Origin of the sequence: Campylobacter sp. IFREMER_LSEM_CL2194 (assembly GCF_025771685.1) — a bacterium.
GTDB lineage: Bacteria > Campylobacterota > Campylobacteria > Campylobacterales > Campylobacteraceae > Campylobacter_D.
In genome coordinates, this window is the sequence record NZ_JAKMQS010000009.1 from 58507 (window position 1) to 80168 (window position 21662).

The 21662-nt window shown below is 26.4% G+C and carries 14 protein-coding genes and 5 tRNA genes; 16 read left to right on the top strand and 3 right to left on the bottom strand.

All coding sequences use genetic code 11. The features are described from left to right. The first annotated feature begins 99 nt into the window (after positions 1-99). The 16 genes from tig (at position 100) to L8V79_RS06010 (ending at position 12043) form a co-directional block, all read left to right on the top strand. Complete coding sequence (tig, locus tag L8V79_RS05935) at positions 100-1419, top strand: trigger factor (protein WP_263702865.1); 1320 nt, start codon at positions 100-102, stop codon at positions 1417-1419. Next, on the top strand, positions 1419-2009 hold the full coding sequence (gene clpP / locus L8V79_RS05940) for an ATP-dependent Clp endopeptidase proteolytic subunit ClpP (protein WP_087699173.1): 591 nt from the start codon (positions 1419-1421) through the stop codon (positions 2007-2009). Before tig ends, clpP begins: the two co-directional genes overlap by 1 nt. A gap of 14 nt (positions 2010-2023) precedes the next feature. After that, positions 2024-3064, top strand: a complete 1041-nt coding sequence (locus tag L8V79_RS05945) for a GGDEF domain-containing protein (protein ID WP_263702867.1) — start codon at positions 2024-2026, stop codon at positions 3062-3064. Beyond that, positions 3061-3585: a peptide deformylase gene (gene def / locus L8V79_RS05950; protein WP_263702869.1), complete on the top strand. Its 525-nt coding sequence runs from the start codon at positions 3061-3063 to the stop codon at positions 3583-3585. The genes L8V79_RS05945 and def overlap by 4 nt, the downstream gene beginning before the upstream one ends. After that, positions 3582-5090 carry a YifB family Mg chelatase-like AAA ATPase gene (locus tag L8V79_RS05955; protein ID WP_263702871.1) on the top strand — a complete coding sequence of 503 codons (1509 nt, stop codon included), beginning with the start codon at positions 3582-3584 and terminating at the stop codon, positions 5088-5090. The genes def and L8V79_RS05955 overlap by 4 nt, the downstream gene beginning before the upstream one ends. An 8-nt stretch (positions 5091-5098) precedes the next feature. Further along, entirely contained in the window at positions 5099-5788 is a 690-nt protein-coding gene (locus L8V79_RS05960; protein ID WP_039619378.1) for an NYN domain-containing protein, read from the top strand. Positions 5789-5790: 2 nt separating this feature from the next. Continuing rightward, a complete protein-coding gene (rmuC, locus tag L8V79_RS05965) occupies positions 5791-7131 on the top strand; it encodes a DNA recombination protein RmuC (RefSeq protein WP_263702873.1) in 1341 nt (446 codons plus the stop codon). Further along, positions 7115-8461: an NAD(P)H-hydrate dehydratase gene (locus L8V79_RS05970; RefSeq protein ID WP_263702875.1), complete on the top strand. Its 1347-nt coding sequence runs from the start codon at positions 7115-7117 to the stop codon at positions 8459-8461. The genes rmuC and L8V79_RS05970 overlap by 17 nt, the downstream gene beginning before the upstream one ends. Continuing rightward, positions 8452-9024 carry a phosphoribosylglycinamide formyltransferase gene (gene purN, locus L8V79_RS05975; protein ID WP_263702877.1) on the top strand — a complete coding sequence of 191 codons (573 nt, stop codon included), beginning with the start codon at positions 8452-8454 and terminating at the stop codon, positions 9022-9024. The genes L8V79_RS05970 and purN overlap by 10 nt, the downstream gene beginning before the upstream one ends. A gap of 43 nt (positions 9025-9067) precedes the next feature. Continuing rightward, the gene (locus tag L8V79_RS05980; protein ID WP_074692914.1) at positions 9068-9790 is read left to right on the top strand and encodes a TerC family protein; all 723 of its coding nucleotides are present in this window, start codon (positions 9068-9070) and stop codon (positions 9788-9790) included. Positions 9791-9876: 86 nt separating this feature from the next. Beyond that, positions 9877-9954 (top strand) — tRNA-Pro (locus tag L8V79_RS05985). Positions 9955-9966: 12 nt separating this feature from the next. After that, positions 9967-10043: transfer RNA gene (locus tag L8V79_RS05990), tRNA-His, on the top strand. 3 nt (positions 10044-10046) lie between these two features. After that, a tRNA-Arg gene (locus L8V79_RS05995) sits at positions 10047-10123 on the top strand. Positions 10124-10150: 27 nt separating this feature from the next. Then, positions 10151-10227: transfer RNA gene (locus L8V79_RS06000), tRNA-Arg, on the top strand. 5 nt (positions 10228-10232) lie between these two features. Continuing rightward, positions 10233-10317, top strand: a tRNA-Leu gene (locus tag L8V79_RS06005). A 1228-nt stretch (positions 10318-11545) separates the two neighbouring features. Continuing rightward, positions 11546-12043 carry a hypothetical protein gene (locus L8V79_RS06010; RefSeq protein ID WP_263687780.1) on the top strand — a complete coding sequence of 166 codons (498 nt, stop codon included), beginning with the start codon at positions 11546-11548 and terminating at the stop codon, positions 12041-12043. Between the two features lie 331 nt (positions 12044-12374). Here the strand turns inward: L8V79_RS06010 and drt3b are convergent, their stop codons facing one another. Genes drt3b through L8V79_RS06025 form a run of 3 tightly spaced genes read right to left on the bottom strand, consistent with a single transcriptional unit; the run spans position 12375 to position 20887 of the window. Continuing rightward, on the bottom strand, positions 12375-14756 hold the full coding sequence (gene drt3b, locus L8V79_RS06015) for an antiviral reverse transcriptase Drt3b (RefSeq protein WP_263687779.1): 2382 nt from the start codon (positions 14754-14756) through the stop codon (positions 12375-12377). A gap of 1 nt (position 14757) precedes the next feature. Continuing rightward, positions 14758-16083 carry an antiviral reverse transcriptase Drt3a gene (gene drt3a, locus L8V79_RS06020; RefSeq protein WP_263687778.1) on the bottom strand — a complete coding sequence of 442 codons (1326 nt, stop codon included), beginning with the start codon at positions 16081-16083 and terminating at the stop codon, positions 14758-14760. 31 nt (positions 16084-16114) lie between these two features. Beyond that, entirely contained in the window at positions 16115-20887 is a 4773-nt protein-coding gene (locus tag L8V79_RS06025) for a type ISP restriction/modification enzyme (protein WP_263702879.1), read from the bottom strand. Between the last annotated feature and the right edge of the window lie 775 nt (positions 20888-21662).

A 21662-nucleotide genomic window follows, 5' to 3' on the forward strand; every position in this document is an offset into this window, starting at 1 on the left:
TCAAAAATTAAAATTTTAACATATTTTTATTTTTATATAAAGTGATAAGGAAAATTTTGGTATATTATCAAAAAATTTTATTTAAAAAGGGAAAACATTATGGAAGTTACAGCAAAACTAATTGATTTTGCAAATGCAAATGCTACTGTGAAAATTGCTCAAGGAGCTATTAAAGCAGAAGTTGAAAAATTAGCTAAAAAAGCGTCTAAAACTATGAAAATGGATGGTTTTAGAGCAGGAAAAGTTCCTGTTGCTGCTATACTTAAAAGATATGAAAAAGAGCTTACAAGAGATGCGGAGCAAGATCTTTTAAGAAATGCTGTAGATGGTGCTTTAAAAGAAATTAAAAAAGAGGCTAAAGATTTAGTAGGTGAGCCATATTTTGAAAAATTTGATAGAAAAGATGGTGCTATTGAGGCTCAAATGGTATTATCTTTTAGACCAGAAGTAAAATTAGATGGATATGAAGAACTAATTCCAACTTATAATACACCAAAAGTAACTCAAAAAGAAATTGATGCAAAAAAAGAAGAATTATTAAAAAGATTTGCTACTCCTGAAGCGATTAAAGAAGCAAGAGCTTTAAAAGAAGGCGATTTTGCTAAATTTGATTTTGAAGGTTTTGTTGATGGTAAAGCATTTGATGGCGGAAAAGCTCAAAATTATGTTTTAGAAATTGGTTCAAAACAATTCATACCAGGATTTGAAGAAGGTATGATTGGTTTAAAAGCAGGTGAGGAAAAAGATATTAATGTAACTTTTCCAAAAGAATATGGCGCAGCGCATTTAGCAGGAAAAGATGCGGTATTTAAAGTAAAAATTCACGAAATTCAAGAACTTAAATTACCTGAGTTAAATGAAGAGCTTTTAAAAAGCTTGTTACCTGAAGAAAAAGAACCAAGTGTTGAAAAATTAGATGCAAAATTAAAAGAACAACTAAAAAATGAAAAAATCTTTAAACTTATCAACGATGAGCTTAAAAATCAATTTGCAGAAGCTTTGGTAGCTAAGTTTGACTTTGTTTTACCAAGAAATATAGTAGAGCAAGAAACAGATATGCAATTTAGAAGCTCTTTGAGAACTTTAAGCGAAGAAGAATTAAAAGAATTTAAAGATGAGGCTAAATATAAAGAAAAAAGAGAAAGTTTTAAAGAAGATGCACAAAAAAGCGTAAAATTAACTTTCATTATAGACGAGCTAGCAAAACTTAGAAATGTTACAGTAAGCGATCAAGAATTAATCCAAGCGATTTATTTTGAAGCTTATAGATATGGTTTTAACCCGCAAGAACATTTAGATAATTACAAAAAACAAGGTGCATTGCCTGCTATTAAAATGTCTTTAATCGAAGAAAAACTTTTTGCTGATATTTTCAAAAAAAATGACAAAAAGAAAACTGAAAAAGAAAGTGAAAAATAATGAGCTCATACATACCTTATGTGGTTGAAAAAACAAGCAGGGGCGAAAGAAGTTATGATATTTATTCAAGACTTTTAAAAGATAGAATTATCATGTTAAGTGGCGAGATCAATGATGATCTTGCTGCTTCTATTGTAGCTCAGCTTTTGTTTTTAGAGGCTGAAGATCCTCAAAAAGATATTTATCTTTATATTAACTCACCAGGTGGGGTTGTAACCAGTGGATTTAGTATTTATGATACGATGAATTATATTAAAGCTGATGTAAGTACTATTTGTATTGGTCAAGCTGCTTCAATGGGTGCATTTTTGCTTAGTTGTGGTGCTCCAGGGAAAAGATTTGCTCTGCCAAATTCAAGAATTATGATCCATCAACCATTAGGTGGAGCAAGAGGGCAAGCAACTGATATAGAAATTCAAGCAAAAGAAATTCTAAGATTAAAAGCGATTTTAAATGATATTTTGGCTAAAAACACCAAACAAAAACTCTCTAAAATAGAAAAAGACACTGATAGAGACTTTTTTATGAGTGCTGTAGAAGCTAAGGAATATGGCTTAATCGATAAGGTTTTGGAAAAAAGTTTTAAATAAGGAAAAGCATAGCAATGTTAGATGATGATTTATTTGCTGATTTAAATTTAAGTAGCGATCCAACTCCAGCCAAAGAAGCTCCAAAAATTCAAAAAATTAGTGGAGGTGAATTTGAAAAATTTGCAAAGTCTATTTTGACTGAGCTTGTAAAAGATAATGTACCTCCAACACCAACTAATTATGGAGTTTATTTTCAAAAAATGCTTGAAGAACGTCCGGTAGCTTTTAAGAAAAAAGTTAGCGAGATTATGGAATTTGAGCAAAACGATGATGGTATCAAACGTGCAAATATAGAACAAGAAATCAAAAAAAGTTTTAGTTCTACTTCGGCATTATTGCAATACATTGCTATGATTTATAGACATCTTGAAACAGTTAAAGATATGTTAAGAAGACGTAATTCAGAACTTGCTATTAGTACAGGAAATTTAGCTGTTTCTAATGTAATTCACGCTCTTGAAGCAGATCTTTCAAGATTTTCTAGTATTTTAGATAAATATTCAGATGAGATTAAAGAAAGTTTTGATGAGGTTAGACAAACTTATAAACATATAGAAGAGCAAAGTGATTTTGACTCTAAATTTGGAGTTTATAATAAAAAATATTTTTTAGAAAATTTAGAAAAAAGCATTGAAAGTAATGCAAAATATAATTATCATACTTCCTTAATATTTTTTAGAGTAAAAGAAGAAATTCTTGAGCAAACTTATACTCAAAAAGAAAAAAATGCTTTTTTAAAAGGTGTGTGTAGAATTTTTAGTAAAAATGTCTCTTCAAGCGATGTAGTAGCCCATTGTGGAAACAATATTTTTGCTATGATGATTTCTCATACAAATTTAGAAAAAGCACAAGAAATATGTAATAAAATTTTAGAATCTTTAGAAAATTCAAATTTTTTCCTAGCAGATAAAGAAATAGATGTAGATGTTGAAGTGGCTATAAGTGCTGTTAATCAAGATAGCAAGGGTGAAGAATTAATAGAAAAATGTATTGAAGCTTTAAAAGATTCAGGAAAAAATTTAGAACCCTTTATAATAGTGGAAAAAGAAAAATGATAAGAAAGATAATTACCTATCCTAATCCAAGATTATTTTTAGAGTCAAAAAAAGTAGAAAATTTTGATAAAGATTTACATATACTTCTAGATGATATGTATGAAACAATGATAGCTAATAAGGGCGTAGGCTTGGCTGCTATTCAAGTTGATGTGCCAATTAGAGCTTTGCTTGTAGATATTGGTGATGAAGAAGGTGAGCAAAAAGAAAATAAGCAAACTCTTTTAGAAATTATTAATCCTATTATAACACCTTTAGATGATGAAAAAATTTCTTGTAACGAGGGTTGTTTAAGCATACCAGGTTTTTATGAAGATGTAATGCGCTATAAAAATATACAACTTGATTATCAAGATAGATTTGGCAAGCCACAAAGTTTGCAAGCACATGATTTTTTAGCAGTGGCTATTCAACATGAAGTTGATCATCTTGATGGGCATTTATTTATAGAAAAACTTTCTTTTTTAAAACGCCAAAAATTTGATAAAGACTTTAAGAAAAAATCCAAAAAGACCAAATGAAAAAACTAAAATGTGCAAGTTTTTCTACAGAGCTTGATATTATCGATGTAGAATCAACTTTCACAAGAGGTTTGCCAGGTTTTAGTATAGTGGGTCTTGCAAATTCTACCATCAAAGAAAGCACAGAAAGAGTTAAGGCAACTTTACTAAGTCAAAATTTCAATTTCCCAGCTCAAAAAATCACTATCAATCTTAGTCCATCAGATATCCCTAAAAATGGCTCTCATTTTGATTTGGCTATTGCGATTTTGATTTTATTTCAAAAAGAAAATTTAGATGACTTTTTTGTTTTTGGAGAACTTGGTTTAGATGGAAGTATTAAAAGCACTGCTAGTTTATTTTCTATCTTACTTTTTTTAAGTGCAAAAGTACAAAATGCCAAAGTAGTAGTACCAAAAGCTATAGCACAAAAAGCTTCGATGATACCTAACTTAACAATCTATGCTTTGGAAAATTTAGCCCAAGCTATGGATTTTTTTAAAGAAAAAAATTATGAGAATTATCATATAAATAATGCTCATCCTTTGTTTGAAAATGCCATAGAAATTAATAATCAAAAATATATAAAAAATTCTATTTATCCTTATGATTTTAAAGAAGTTAAGGGTCAAGAAAATGCTAAATTTGCTTGTATAATAGCAGCTTTGGGTATGCATAATATTTTATTTGAAGGTAGTCCAGGTAGTGGTAAAAGTATGTGTGCTAAAAGACTTCCTTTCATCATGCCACCACAAAGTTTGAAAGAAATTTTAGCCCAAAATGCCTATAAGTCATTAAACTCTTTAGATGATGATTTTAGTGCTAGTAGGGTTTTTAGAAGTCCTCATCATACAAGCACTAGGGCTAGTATTTTTGGTGGAGGAACTAAAAATGCCAAGATAGGAGAAATAGCACTTGCAAATGGAGGGGTTTTGTTTTTTGATGAGTTTCCTCATTTTTCAAAACAAATCATAGAAAGTTTAAGAGAGCCGCTAGAGGATTTTAAAATTCTTATTTCAAGAGTTAATACCAAAGTGATTTATGAAACTAAATTTTTATTTGCTTGTGCGCAAAATCCTTGTCCTTGTGGAAATTTATTTTCTAAAAGTCTTGTATGTCGTTGCCAAGAGATAGAAATTAAAAAATATAAAAATAAAATTTCATCTCCTATTTTAGATAGGATTGATCTTTATGTAGCTATGGATGAGATTTCACATGAAGATAAAACAAGTTTAAGCTCTGAACAAATGAGTGAAATGGTTTTTAAAGGATTTTTATTTCAAAAGCAAAGAAAACAAGAAGAATTTAATGCTAAATTAAATGATGAACAACTGAAGCAATTTTGTATTTTAGATTCTACTGCGAATGAAATTTTACAAAAGGCTATAAATTCATATAATCTTTCTCAAAGAGGGGTAAATAAAACCATAAAAGTAGCAAGAACTATTGCAGATTTAGAGCAAAGCGAGTTGATTTTAAAAACTCATATTTTAAAAGCATTAAGTTTTAGAATGAGAACTACATAGGAGAAAAAATGGATAACAAAAGCGTGGCGATCTTTATTGATGCAGAAAATATTCCTTCAAAATATGCAAAATCTATTTTTGATATCGCTTCTGATTATGGAGAAATTGTTATAAAACGAATTTATGGAGATTGGACACAAAAAAATATACAAAATTGGAAAGAACAAATCGCACAATATTCTATCATTGCTATGCAACAATTTAATTTTATAGCTAATAAAAACTCAAGTGATATGTATTTAATCACTGAGATTATGAGTTTTTTTTATGAAAAAGATATTGATATTTTTGTCATTGTTTCAAGCGATAGCGATTATACTAGTTTAATCCAAAGACTTAAAGAAGGCAAAAAGCAAGTTATAGGTATGGGTTTAAAACAAGCTGTAAAATCTTATGTGAATTCTTTTAGTGAATTTTTTTATTTAGATCAAGATGAATCTAAAGAAAAAATATTAAGCACTAAAGAATATATCAAAGATTTAATCAATATCACAGAAGCCTTAATAGAAGAAAAAGGCCGTGCTGAATATGCTCAAATTCGCACCAATATGAATAGAAAACACGCAAATTTTATCCCTCAAAATTTTGGTTTTAAAAATTTTAGAGCTTTAGTAAAAGAGTTTTTACCACAAATGAAACAATTTAAAGAAGGTAATGAAAAAAATATTTATTTTCTTATTGAAAAAACAAAGGCTTAAAAATGGAAAATATCTTGATAGCCTTTTTAGTTGTTGTAATTTTAGCTTTTATATGGTATGTGTTTAAAAGCCAAAAAGAAAAAGCAAAATTGGAGTTTTTAAACCAAAGTAATATAGCCTTACAAAATCAACTTACTAATTTAGAGCTTGAAAAAACTACACTTATAGAAAAAAATTCCAAACTTTTAGATGAAAAAATATTATATTTATCTAAAAATGAGGCTTTAGAAGCAAAATTAGCTCAAAAAGAACAAACCCAGCAAGAACTTTTAAATATACATTTAAAAGAGCGTGCGAATTTAAAAGAAGAATATACTCAAACTTTGATAAAACTAGAAGAAAAATACAAGCAAAGCTTAGTAGAATTAAAACAAGAATTAGAACAAAATTTGCAAAAACAAAATGCTAATATTTTAAGCCAAAACAAACTTATGCTTAATGAAGATACAAAAAAAATATTAGAAGAAATTTTCTTGCCTGTGAAAAAAAGCGTTAAAGAATACAATGAAAGACTAAATTCAAATGAAGTTAGTCTTAAAACTCATATTGATAATATGTTTAAATTTAGTCAAAATATGACAGAAAATGCAGATAAGCTAGCTAAAATTTTAAAGGGTGATAAAAAAATTCGTGGTAATTTTGCAGAATTGCAACTAAAATCAGTTTTAGAAAATAGTGGTTTAGTAGAGGGCGTGCAGTATAAATTGCAAGAGAGATTTCAAGATGAGGGTAAAACCTATATTCCTGATGCGGTAGTATTTTTAGATAAACAAAAAAGTATAATCATAGATGCAAAATTTTCTTTGCCAAGTGATTTTGCTTTTGAAGATATTAGTCAAAATACCTGTCTTGATTTAGCTTATAATCTAAAATCAAGAATTGATGAGTTAGCCAAAAAGCCTTATATGCAGTATGACAAACACACTTATGAATTTGTTTTGCTTTTTATACCTTATCAAAATATCTTAGATTTGATTTTAAATGTAGATCTTGAAATTTATCAATACGCTTATAAAAAAAAGGTTTATTTAACCACACCAAACACTCTTTTTATGGCACTAAATACGATAAATATTTCATGGAAAAACATACAAAGTAATGAAAATATCCTAAAAGCTTTTGATGAGCTTGGCAAATTTCATGATAAATTTGCAGGTGTTTTAGATGATTTTGAAAAAATCAAAGAAAACATCAAAAGATTAAACACAAATGTAGATAATATGCAAACAAAGCTTACTCATGGAAGTGGAAATATTGCTTCAAGAGTGATAAAGCTTAAAGAGCTAGGCGCTAAAACCCAAAAGCTTATAAAATGTGAGATGGACGATGAAAGTAGTGTTTAAAGATAATATTTCTTATGAAAAAGAGCTTATTGAAAAAGGTTTGGATGAGTTTTTAATGATGGAAAATGCAGGCATAGAGCTTGCAAATTTGATTAAGAAAAAAAGTAAAAACATAAAAAATGCCAAAATTTTATTTTTGCTTGGTACTGGTGGAAATGGAGCTGATGGACTTGTGGCCATTAGACACTTAAAAAAAGCTTTTGCTTATACTGTACCATATAAAAAAAGTACAGTGTTTACCAAGCAAGAGCAAATTTTAAAAAATATAGGTTTTAATTTTTTAAAAAAAGAACCTAAATTTAAAGATTTTGACATTATAGTTGATTGTGTTTTTGGAAGTGGTTTAAATAAAGCTTTAGATGAAAATTTGCAAAGAATTTTTAAAAAAATTGCTAAAAGTAAGGCTTTAAAAATAGCTTGTGATATTCCTAGCGGGCTTGGACAAGAGCTATGTTTTAAGGCTGATTATACTCTTTGCATGGGGGTAATTAAAGAAATTTTATTAGAAGATTTTGCAAAAGAATTTGTAGGTAAAATTAAAATTGCAAATTTGGGTTTAAAACCTTATATGCAAAATACTTCAAGTTTTTTACTAGAAAAAAAAGATTTAAAACTCATTACAAAAAAGGCTAACTCAAATAAAGGTGATTTTGGTCATGTTTGTATTTTTGCCAATAAAAGTGCAGGTACTTTAGCTGGACTTGGTGCTTTAGAGTTTGGAGCGGGGCTTGTATCTTTAGTGGCCAAAGAAAGCTTTTCGCCTTTGATTATGCTAAAAGATGATATTGAAGGCAAAATAAATGCAGCTGCTATAGGTATGGGACTTGATGATTTAAGTATTTTAAAAGATGAAAGATTAAAAAATATTCCTTTAGTCTTAGATGCAAATTGCTTCCAAAGTGAAAATTTACTTTCATACCTTGATAGAGAAGATGTTGTTTTAACTCCTCATCCTAAAGAGTTTTCTATGCTTTTAAAACTTTGTTTTAATGAGGATGTAAGTGTAGAAGAAATTCAAAACAAACGCTTTTTTTATGCAAGAAAATTTAGTTCTAAATTCCAATGTGCTTTGGTGTTAAAAGGGGCTAACCCCATCATCACTCAAAAAGAAAAACTTTTTGTAGTAAATTGTGGTAATGAGGCTTTGGCAAAAGGTGGAAGTGGGGATGTGCTAAGTGGTATGATAGTAGCTTTACTTGGGGCTAAATTTAATGCTTTAGAAGCTGCAAAAAATGCAGTATTAGCTCATGCTTTGGTGGCTAAAAATTATAAGAAAAATAAAATTAGTTTTGATGCTTTAAAATTAATAAAGGGGTTAAAATGCTTATAAAATTAGCAGTTTTATTTAGTGGTAATGGAAGTAATTTGGAAAATATTTTAAAAAAATTACATAAAAAAACTTTTGGTAAAAATACCTTTGAAGTAGTTTTGTGTGTATGTAATAAAAAAGAAGCTTATGGCATACAAAGAGCTTTAAAATATGGTCTTGAAACTAAAATCATAGAACATGAAAAATTTACTTCAAGAGAAGAATTTGATGCAGAATTAGTAAAAATTATAAAAGAAAGTCAAGTAGATTTGACTATCCTAGCAGGATTTATGCGAATTTTAAGTCCTGTTTTCACTCAAAATATAAAAGCTATTAATCTTCATCCTTCTTTGCTTCCTTTATTTAAAGGTGCTCATGCTATCAAAGAAAGCTATGAAAGTGATATGAAAGTAGCAGGCATTAGCGTGCATTGGGTTAATGAAGAGCTTGATGGTGGTAAAATCATTGCGCAAAAGGCATTTGAAAAAGCCAAACTAAGCTTTGAAGAGTTTGAAGATAAAATTCACCAGCTCGAACATATACTTTTACCTGAAACCATTGTAAAAATTTTTGAAAATGATTAATTTTTCATCATTATAATTACGCTTTTTTGTTTAAGGAAAGTAAATGTTTGAATGGATTTTTAGTGTAGATGCTTGGGTGGTATTACTTACTCTTACAGCTTTGGAGATTGTACTAGGGATTGATAATATCATTTTTCTAGCGATTTTAGTTTCTAAATTACCACCAGAACATAGAGATAAAGGTAGAATTTTAGGTCTTGCTTTTGCGATGATTACTAGAATTTTATTGTTATTGTCTTTGTTTTGGGTAATGAAACTTGTCACACCTTTATTTAGTGTGTTGGGTAATGAAATTTCGGGTAGAGATTTGGTGCTTTTGCTTGGAGGTTTGTTTTTAATAGTTAAGTCTATTAAGGAAATTAAAGAAAGTATAATGCACCAAGAGGAAAGTCAAAGCAATATAAAAATTAGCAATAAACTTTGGGTTGTAGTAGCTGAAATAGCCGTGATAGACATAGTATTTTCTCTTGATAGTGTTATTACTGCTGTGGGCATTGCTCAAGATATAGAGATTATGATTATTGCTGTTATTGTTGCAGTTTTAGTTATGCTTTTTGCTTCTAAACCAATTGCAGATTTTGTGGAAAAATATCCAAGTATTAAAATCTTAGCTTTGGCATTTTTAGTAATGATAGGCTTTGTTTTAGTATGTGAAAGTTTTGATATCCATATAGATAAAGCATATATTTATACAGCTATGGCTTTTTCTTTGATAGTAGAAATTTTAAACATCATTTCGCAAAAAAAACAAACAAATAATTCTTAAAATATTTAGCATTTTTTATGCTAAATATTTTTTTATCTTGACTTTTAATATTTTTTTATGTAGAATAACGCTTTATTTTTGTACATCGGGGTGTAGCGCAGTCTGGTTAGCGCACTTGGTTTGGGACCAAGGGGCCGAAGGTTCGAATCCTTTCACCCCGACCATTTTTATAAATGGTGAGTGTAGCTCAGTCGGTTAGAGCATCAGATTGTGGTCCTGAGGGTCGTGGGTTCGATTCCCATCACTCACCCCATCAGCGCTCGTAGCTCAACTGGATAGAGCGACAGACTTCGGATCTGTAGGTTATGGGTTCGATTCCTATCGGGCGCACCATAAGCCTATTGTTACTTTTATTTTTATGCGCTCATAGCTCAGCTGGATAGAGCAACGGCCTTCTAAGCCGTAGGTCAGAGGTTCGAATCCTCTTGAGCGTACCACTTTTGCGGATGTGGTGAAATTGGCAGACACGCCAGACTTAGGATCTGGTGCAGCAATGCGTGAAGGTTCAAGTCCTTTCATCCGCACCACCATGCTTTGAAGCTACTTTCTAAAATTTTTAAAAAACTCAGGGAGCGGTTTTGGTAGCGGTTTTTTTCTCAAAAATTAATTTTTAATACTCCTATAATCTAAAAAAGAAATTCATTTTTATAAAAATATTTAAAAAAAGAATAAAATAAAAAATACATTTTACTTTTTTATATTCAATTTGCTAATTCATTCTCTATTTCTTTTTTTATTAAAAGAAGATAGTATAAACTAAATACATTAATTTATTTGTTTTATTCATAAGACTTAAAAATTAGTTAAACCATTAAAACATATGAAATTTTATAATTATTAGTATTGGTAAAATAATGGTTTCTCAGCTTTTTCGGTTTTTTGCTTTTAGGATTAAGCAAATATTATTTTATATACATCTTAATCTTTTTATCAAAAATATAAAAAAATTATTTTAATTTAAAATTATTATAAAATTATATCACTTAGTATTTTTAAGCTAGCGATTAGCTTAAGCTATGATCCTTTTTATATTTTATTAAATTATAAAGAGGTGATCATGATTGATATTAAAATAAAAATTAATCTGATTTTATCTTTTTTATTTTTTATAAAAATGAAATTTATTTTAGTTGGATCACTAGCTTAAAAATACTCTCATTTTTTCTTAAAATATATCTTCATTTTATTAAAGTTATAAAAAAATATCCAAAAAAATACAAGTTAATTTTTTCAAAAAATCTTACCTTTTTTTGTTTTGATAAAAAGTTTAGTAAAATGGAAATTTTAAGTTGTATTTTAAAGCTTTCTTTTTGGAGTTTTATAGGTTAAAATTTATAAAAAATAGCCCATTTTAAAACAATCACTACTCCATGCTAAGCAGATATACCATTTTCATTACCTTTAATGTAAAAAAGTATATATTTCGTATAAAATACTCTAATTTTTAAAATAATCACTACACCATGCTAAGCAGATATGTCGTTTTCGTTACCTTTAGCCTAAAAAGTATATATTTCGTATATTTTGATAAATTTTTGGTGTATTTTTTATAGATTTTTATAAAATTTGTCATTTTTGTTAAAAATAATCGTTTTTGCAATACATTACTTCGTAAGTATTAGATTATATGTTTTCGTTACCTTTAGTATTTTTTTGAGATTTGCTGTGTTTTTTTAAAAAATGAAAATGTTATGATTTTGTAATTTTTGTATGATAAAATATTATAAATTTTTGTTAAAAAAGGCAAGTTATTCTGTGTTTAAAAATATATTTTTCAAAAAAACTGTATCTGCTGATAATCCTAAAGATGAGATAAAACTAGATGAAACTCCTACACAAAACAAAAGTGATAGATTAGAAAAAATAATTCACACTTGGGTAGTAAATTGCACTAAATATTCTTTAAAAAATCCTTATGATACAAGACGCATTAACAGAAAAAATGGCTGTATCAAATTCGTCTTAAAAGTATTTAACAAAACTAAAAATGAAGGTGCTTTAATTGGCATTAGCTCTTCACTTTATGATAAATATAAAAATCTCTATAAATCAAAACTTGCTAGAGTAAAGCAATCAGGCAAAATAAAAAGCTTACAAGAAAAATATCCTGATTTAGATATTATTAATGCTTATAAATATGCCATATTAAGCAATAAATGCGCTTTATTAAATGAAGATGTTGAAGACTTTGAAAATATTATAAAGATTTTATTGCAATTAAATACCACTAAAAACAAACAAAAACAAGCCTAAAATCAAAAATCTACTATAAAGCAATATCCAACCTAGCATTAAATAATTAAAATCGATTTATGAGCTTGTTTTGTTGGGTTATGTTAAGGAAGTGGTGTTTAGTTATTATTTGTGTAATTTTGGCAAGCTTGAACGGATATTACTTGCCGTGACGATAGTACATTATAGCAATAATTTATAAAAAATAATAATTTATCAAATCGATCACAAAATAAACCTAAGAAAAGTAAATCTCTTAGGTTTATAAAATAAACCACAGACTAGTTTATTTCGCATATGTGTGTGTTTGAAAATTTATCTGTGAATGCGTATGTTGAATTATACTATAAGATTAGTAAACTTCGTAAGATTTCTTTTCTTCAAGCTCCTTTAATATATCAATGTTTTTCCATTTTATAAACCAAAATTTTTGTTTCATGGAAAATTTTATAATATAGTTTTGTAAACCCCTTTCATCAATTTTGTAATTTTCTAAAATTTTTACTTTAAAATCTTTATCAAGAAAAGGACAAGCAAGAATATCCATACTCAATAATGTTAATTCTGTATTTTTGTTATTAAAATCTTTATATTTATTAATAATTTTTTCTTTGACTTGTTCTTTTATCTCTTTAAATTCAGGATCATTCTCTATATAATACAATAGTATTACAATATCAAAGTAATTCATTTCTTCACTTAAGAAAATTGTTTTTAGAATATTAAAATCAAGTTTTTTGTAACTTTTTATCTCTTTTAAGTTAATTAATAAATATAAATTTTGATTGTGTGAATATTTTCTGCTTTTATTTCTTTTTAATAAATGATGAATTTCATCAAAAACAAGTTTATAAAGTTTGTTTTTTAAATATTTATCAAAATAATTATGATTCATAAAGCTAATTAATTTAGCAAGAATTAAAGATAATTTAACCGTAGCAGAAGTTTTGTCTGATTCTGAATAAATAAAAAAAACAAATTTTAACATTTCTTTCAAATGAGTAAAAAGTTTATCTTTTATTTTTAAGCAGTCATTTTTAATTGAAGATTTTGTATTATTAAATTCATCATCTCCATTAAAAGAAAAAAGTTCATCAGATTCATTAATCGATTCTTTAAAACTATCTTTTGTATTTATATATGTTTCATAAAAATCTTTTAACATGCTAAGTTCATCTAAGCTACTATTGATATATTCAGTGATTTCTTTGTATTTATGAGCACTAGCTTTTAAATCTTCGATAGTTTTTTCACAATTATTAATACTTTCAATAAAGTCTTTTTCAAGTGTATCATACTCAAGATCTTTTTTCATTTTTAAATTTTTTATACGAATATCAATAGTTTGTATTATATTTTTAATATCTTTTTGCATGTCTTTTGTTTTATTTTTCTTAATGTTATTTAAAATTGTTTTCATTTTTACTAAAATTAATTCAGTGTTAATTTTGCTAGGATTATCCATAATATTTTCAAGAATTATATATTTATTTTTATTTATATCTTTCTTAATAAAATCTATTTTTTTATCAATGATTGCTAAAGTGTAATTTAAAATATCGTTGTATTTAATTTCATTTTCTTTTAAAATTGCTTTAAAATTGACAATCATATCTTTCGAGCTTATTGTGTGTTTATTGTTGTTATCGAAATCAAATTCTTTTAATGAATCTTTGATTTTTTTCTTAGCTATTGTTATATTAGTGACAAAAGGCTTAGCAAATTCTTCCATTTTAGTTTCATTTAGATAAAACTTATATTTTTGTAACTCATTATTAAAAGTTTGGATGATCAAATTTTTTACATCATCTTCATTATAAAAAAGAAAATAATCATCTACATATCTGAAAATTACATAGTCTTTTTTATGTAATATATTATTTTCATTTTTAGTTAATTTATTTAGAACTAATTTATCTATTTTTTGTAATATTAATTCTGCAAAGATACGAGAAAATTCAGGCCCTATTAAGACACCATTTGTTTCTTTATAATTCATATTTTGCATTAATTTATCAAATTCATCAGCAAATGTATTATTAATTTTATTTAAATTATCCTTTATTGTTTTTTTGTCATAAATAGCCCAAGCGATAGAGTGTGTATATATACTATCAAAACACTTGCTAATGTCAAATTTATATAATTTTTTAAATAATTTCTCATTTTTTTGATACTCATATGATTCATAAAACATATATATATGACTATATTTTTTATAAGCAAAAAAACTTTTAAAATATTTTTCTTTATGATGTTTTATTTCTATACTGTTATTTAATTCGTCATCTATGTTTTTTGTATTCGTAAAATCATTTTTATTATAAAATAAATTAGCAACTTTATAGGGTTTTCTGATGGAAAATTCACTTTTACTTGAAAAATACAAAATAGCTTGTTTGTAAGTATCATAAAAATTCATAACTTTGATTTGATGTACTGGATGTATGATTGATAATTTTCTATATTCATTTGTTTTGTGTGGAATTTTAAAGTGAAAAGGTATGGTATAATCATCAAATTTTCTATCTATAAAAAGTATGTTTAGTATTTTTTCGCAACTTTTTTTAATATTTGTAGAATTATCAAAATAATTATTTATTTCTATTTTATATTTTAATAAAAAATTATAAAAATTTTTATTTGAAAATATTAAAGGAACTTCATAAGGTAAAATTTCTGATAAAACAACTCTTTCTTTTTTGTATCTTATTTTGTATTTTTTGTATTTCATATTAATTTTTCCATGCCAAAGATATATTTTTTAAGTCATCATTATTTTTAAAATGAAAAATTTTTTTGTTTTCGAAATTTTTTACAAAAGAATATTTTTGTATTATTTTGCTTTTTAACTTTTCTAAATCAATATTTAATTTTTCATATGGATTTATTTTATTTATTTTGTATTTTAAAAAAACATCTAATCCTTGAAAACAACTAATATTGTTAACATACCTATTTGAGTAAAATACACCTGTATATATATGTTTTTTAACACCTTTTAAGGCTGTGTTTCCGGTCAAGTATTTTAGTCTTTTTTCTAGCATTTTTCTAGCATTTTTCTCATTGTGCTTGCTTTGTTTGTTGTAACATTCTATGGTCTTGGTTATTTTGTTTTTATATTTTTTTATTTTATTTTTACTTAAACCAATTGATAATTTTTCTTTTTCTTTTTTAAAAGCATATCCGAGAAAATCAAAATGTAACTGTCCATTTTTTGAAGTATCAATGATTTTTCTTTTTTGGCTTGTGCTATTATGAAAAGATAATTGTGTTTCTTTTTCTAATAAATTTTCAATTTTGTTTTCTATGTTCGAAGTACTAATTATTATAATATCATCTACATATCTTGCATAATATACAACTTCTTCTAAACTATCAACTTTTTTATCAAAATCTCTCATATAAAGTTCAGATAAATAAGCACTAATCCCTATTCCTCTAGGGATTCCTATATTTTGATTGTTGGATAATTTGCTATATTCTTTTAATATAGCAAAAATGATTTTTTTTGATGTTGGCTCTAAAATATAATTTTCTTTAATTATTTTTTTTAACTTATCATGAGGTATAGTTTCATAAAAATTTTTTATATCAAGTCTTATAATAAATTTAGGAATTTCATCATCTATTAAACATTTTATTTGTTCAATTATTGCATTTCTATCAGATTGTTTAACCTTAAAAGATCTTTGTATATCCTTTTGTGCAAATTTCAACGCAAAAAATAAAGCTTCATTTTTAGTATCTACAATATAAGTATCTTTATCTTTTATACTCTTAATATCTATGTGGATATTTAGTTTTTCACTGTCTATTTTATTTTGTATTTCACAAAATAATTTATTTAAAATTTTTCTTTTTTCTTTATAATATTCACCTATTTCTTCTTTGACTTTTCTGTCTTTATTATTTTTTAATTCTTTAATTTTTTTATCGATATTTTCAATTTCGCCAAAACTTTTAAACTTATCAGGAAGATAATTTCCTTTTTTATTTTCTTCAAAATATATTTTAAAGAAAATCTTCATGTGTGAAAAAATTTCATTTTCTAAAATCATAATAAATAACCTTGATATTTAATTTGTATTTTCACTCACACTCCATTTTGCTAATCTCATCTATCAAATCAACACTTTTTATAGATAAATTGATTATTTTTAAAAGAAGTTCATAAATGTATTTACCGCCTTGATAATCATTTGGATTATTTTCTATCAAACTTTTTTTATCTATGCTTATTTGATAGCGATCGATAATCCAATCAATCGCACTTTTGCCATTGATTTTATACTCATAAGCAATATTTGGTATATTTTTTATAGTGACATTGTGATTATAAAAAATATCATTTCCTAGTTTTTTCATCTTAGTGACTTTATAAAACTCATCATTGTCTGTATCAGCCAAAACTCCATCTTTAAATTCTACTTCTTTAAACATTTCATTATTTTCATAGTTTAAATGTAAAGTGGCTAGCTTTTTACCCAAAATGCTTAAGTTTTTAAAATCTTTACTTATAGGCACTCTTGGAGCTTCTTTTGAAAGTTCAAATTTGTATTTTTCTAAATAGCCTTTGTGGTTTAAAATCGCATAAATATAATAAAATATATCTTCTTTGTTTATAGTTTCATCTTTTAATTGTTTTTTAAATTCATCTAAAGCAAAATCACTTATAGTATATTCTTTGCTTCCATCTTCTTGGTAAAAATAAAGCGGAAAAGCTTGAGTATTAGCTAAAGTTTGGAAATCTGCTATGGAATTTACTATAAAAGATGAAAATTCTTTAGTCGCCATTAAGCTTGTTAAAATCAACAAATTCTCATCTGTATTTTTAGGAAATAATTTTGGCAATTGATATTGCCTTTCATTCCAAGTTTTTTTCCAGTAAAGATATTCTTTAGTAAAGGGACGATGAGAAATTTCTCTTATATTTTCTTCATTAAATTTGTCTATTATTTTATTATTGATGATTTTATCTTTAAGCGATCCAGTCCAAGAAATTTTAGTTTCATCTATGCTTATGTCTTTATCGCTTAATTGCTTGTAAAGTTCTGATTTTTTAATATTTTTATTTTTTTCTAAAAATGCTTTGTGATCAAATTTAGCTAAGTCTTCATTATAAGTAGCTATGCATTTTTGCATAGAATGTCCAAGCTTTTCTTTAGAAAAATTATAAACCCAGCTATCACGCCCAGTTACTACACCACAAGAATTTATAATAAAGACTCCATATTCTTCTTTACTTGATTTTAAAGGCATTAAATTATCAAAATCATCTCTTCTTTGATTGATCCAATCGCCTTTTTCATTTGGGATTATATTTACAAAAGGCACATTTAATACACTTTTAAAATTTTCTAATTTATCAAGCTTAGTTTGTCTATCTAGATAATCTCCTATATCATAATAGTGAATTTTATTTGTTTTAACATTTGTATCTTTTATAAAAAATACTATGGCTACACTTGCTCTTGAGCCACTATCAAATATTTTTCCACCTTCTTTTCTTGAAGTTTCACCTGAAGTTCTTTGATTTCCTCTTAAATTTAAAATATAAATATCACTAAATTCTTTAGCTACGCATTTTCTAAAGCCATCAGCACTTGTTGCATCTATAAAGCCTCCATTTACCACAAAACCTATAATACCATTATCTTTTATTTTATCGCTTGCCATACGCAAAGCTTGGATTAGTGTATCTCTAGTATTTTTAGCTAATTTTGCATTTGATTCTTTGCCATAAGTGTCTTTGACGCGTTTTTCTAAATTTGGATGAGAAATATTTGCATTATTATCATTTTCGCTACTTGCTCCAGCTGAATAAGGAGGATTACCTATGATGACTTTGATTTTTTCATTGGCTATTAAGTCTTTTATTTTTTTATTTTCTTCTAAATCTTTAAATTCTAAGGCAAATAAGCCATTATCTTGTGTTTTTTTATCTAGATAATCAAGACTATCAGCTAAGGCTATATTTTTAAATTTATCTAAAGTATTTATCCTTTCATTACCCGTTTGAGTGATATTAATAAGCGCTATATAATAAGCAAGTAAAATAATATCTTGAGCAAAAATTGCTTTTTCGTATTTGTTTTTGAAATTTTCATCGCTAATTAAGTCATTTTCTTTGCTTAATAATCTTGTGATAAAACTTCCAGTTCCAGTGAATGGATCAAAGATTTTTACATTTTCATCGTTAAAATCTGTATTAAAATGTCTTTTTAAAAGCTCATTAACAGAATGAAGTATAAAATCAACAACTTGCATAGGAGTATAAACTATGCCTAATTTTTCAGCTTGTTTTTTAAAAGCTGATCTAAAGAAAGTATCGTATAAGTTTTTAATGAGTTCTTGTTTGCTTTTTTGACTTTTTGCTAATTTTACATTTTCTTCTACGTTTTTATATAAAGCTTTTAAAGATCTTGTTTCTTCATCATCTAAACCAAAGGTATTTAACTTTTGATTTACTTCATCAAGAGCTTTTCCTATAGGATTATCATCCATATTTTTATCAAATAAAACATCAAATATAGGTTTAGTTATAATGTGAGAGCATATCATATCTATGGCTTCATCTTCTTTGATGTTTGGGTGAATATTTTCTTTTAAGGAAGTTAAAAATTCTTCTAAAATTTCAGGATGATCTTTAAAGATAGCATTTAATCTTATATTTAATTTTTCTACTATTTTAGCTGTTTTTGCACTAAAGCTTTGCCAATAACCTTTATCGCCAAGCTTAGTTGGTATGGCATTATACATCGTGTTTGCAAGCTCACTTAAGGTAAAGCTATCAAACAAGCTTGGCTCATAGTTTTTATCTGTATTATTTGAGCTTTCATCTGCCACATAATCAGCCACAGCTATTTTGATCTTTTCTTTAAATACAGCCTCATCTACTAAGGTATCATCGTGACTTCTTAAGGCTTTTAAGATATTCCATATATTTAAAAAATTGGTATTTTTTATAGCCTCGTCTAAATTTGAAAGCTCATTCTCGCTTAATGCTAAAGGCAGTATGATATAACCTGTTTTTTTATTTGGAGCTTTTCTCATTACTCTACCTACTGATTGGATTATATCTACCATAGAATTTCTTCCATCAAAAAATACTACACTATCTAAAGCAGGTACATCCACACCTTCACTTAAACATCTTGCATTGCTTAGTATATTACAAGTATTTTCTTTTGGGGAGTTAAGATTATTTAGTTTATTTAATCTTATATTGGAGTTCATAGTTCCATCAACATGATCTATGTTTATATCAAGATTTTTAAAAGAATCTTTTTTTAATGCTTCATCATAGCATTGCATAATAATTTTAAAAGAATTGGTTATATTTTTAGAATCTCTTATGCTTTTGCAAAAATTTATAACTCTTCTTGAAATATTACTATCCATTTCTTCTAAAAAGTCATTATCTATTTGGTTGTTTTCATCAAGAGCAACTAAATCATTTCTTGCTAAACCTTTATGCGTACCTATGATTTTAGATACAAAGTCTATATCTACATATTTTTCATCTACATTTTTTTCATCTTTTAATTTTGCTATGGCTGTATTTGCTATGTTTGCAATACCTTCTTGTTTAATAGCTAAAATAATAACTTTATAATCGGTGAGTAAGCCTTTTTCAACTGCTTCTCTAAAATTAATACTATAAATTTCATCTCCAAAAATTTCTTCATCATCCATAGAAAATACTTCATTATCACTTTCCAAAGCTTTGCTTTTTTGAGAACTAGAATAAATCTTTGGAGTAGCACTCATGTAAATTCTTTTTTTTGCTTTGATGTTTTCATCACTATGGCATAGAGTAAAAGTATTTAGTTTATCTTTTTCCTTACCTGAATATAAATTTCCTACACTTCTGTGAGCTTCATCGCAAATGATTAGATCAATCTCATCTAGATCGTTTTGTTTTTGAGCTTGCATGATTTTTTCAACACTTTGATAAGTAGAAAAGATGATAAATCTTTTGTTGTCTTTTTTAGCTATATCGTAAGCTTTTTTAATGCTTTGTGTATCAGTAGAAGCAGGAATGGGCAATTCTAAAATATCTATATCATCTTCAATGCTTTTACCTGATTTACTATCTGAGCATACAATAGAAGCAACAAAATCATCAGTTTTCTCTTTGCAATATTCTCTAAATGTTTGCCCTACTAAAGCTATACTAGGAGCTAAAAATAAAACAATGGAATTTTTAGGAGTAATTTCTTCTATAATTTTTAAAGAAGTAAAAGTTTTCCCAGTACCACAAGCCATGATAAGCTTGCCTCTTGTATTATTTTTGTTTGCAAAATATTCTTTTGTGTTATTTATGGCTTGTATTTGATGTTCTCTTGGTTTTTTCTTTGCAGTAATTGGCAGCTCTAAAGAATTATTTGGATCAAATTTATCCCAACTTATGTTTGAATTTAAAAAATCTTCTAAAGTGATCAATTCTATAGGTGTGTTTTTTAAAATTTGCTCCATCTCTTTTTTAGCGTTTTGAGTAAGATTGCTAGTACTTATAATAATGCCTTTACTAAATTTAATCTCCCCTATTCCACTTTGCAACTTGCTAAAATAAGTACTTAAATCTTTAAAATCTACTTTTGAATTTTCATAAAATTTACATTGAACTGCAATATAATCATCATCTTTTGTTTGAATGATTAGATCAATACCACAATCTTGCCCATCTTTTTTATCCCATTCATCCCAAAGATAAATATTTTTATAAATATTTGCTGTATCTTTTTCTTTTAAAAGATGTTTTGAAAGTTTTTCAAACATAGATCCCTTCGATCTAGTGTTTAAATTTGCTTTTTTTAATTTTTCTAAGATGATTTCAAAAGTAGTTTCGTTTGCACTCATTAAAACTCCTAAGCTAATAATATAAAGAATATATCAAAAATTAACTTTGTAACTTATAAATAATTTTTTTTGTAAATATATTATTTAAACTATTCTTAGTAGAAATTTGTAGATTTCGCAAATATCAAAAATATCAACAAAGCAATTATGGATATAATACAAAGTTGATAAAAGCTAGATCTTTGGAAATATTATAATTAAAAAATAATATTGTATTTTTAAAATTGATTAGATAATATATTAATTTAATAATTTTTATAACAAAAAAAGGAAATAAAATGGGACAATATATTGTATTAGCCTTTGCAATAACAGTTGCCATATTTGTGACATTTTATGACTTTGATAAAGATAAAAAAACCGATAATAATAAAAAATAATTGATTTTGATATTTTATTATTAGAAGCATGTTTATATCTTTTAGCTTTTATTTTTTATTGCTAGATAATATATAAAATAAAATTTTAAAAAGCATTATTTATAAAAATACCTGCGAAACAATCTTAAGATTCATGGAATCTATTGGCGTAGGATTATTTGTAAATAGTCTTTATGGTTTGCAAATGGGCGATAGTTGCACTATTATCGATCTTTCTTAAAGATTGATCTTTTTTTAAAAGAAAATAAGAGAGAATGGATGGTTATAATATAGCTATTTTAATCGGCGCTATCACTCTTATTTTTGGCACATTGGTTTTAGTAGCTCATTATTTAACGATAAATACATTAATGAAAGAAAAAGTTAGTCTTTAGCTTTTAACACACTCTATAAGT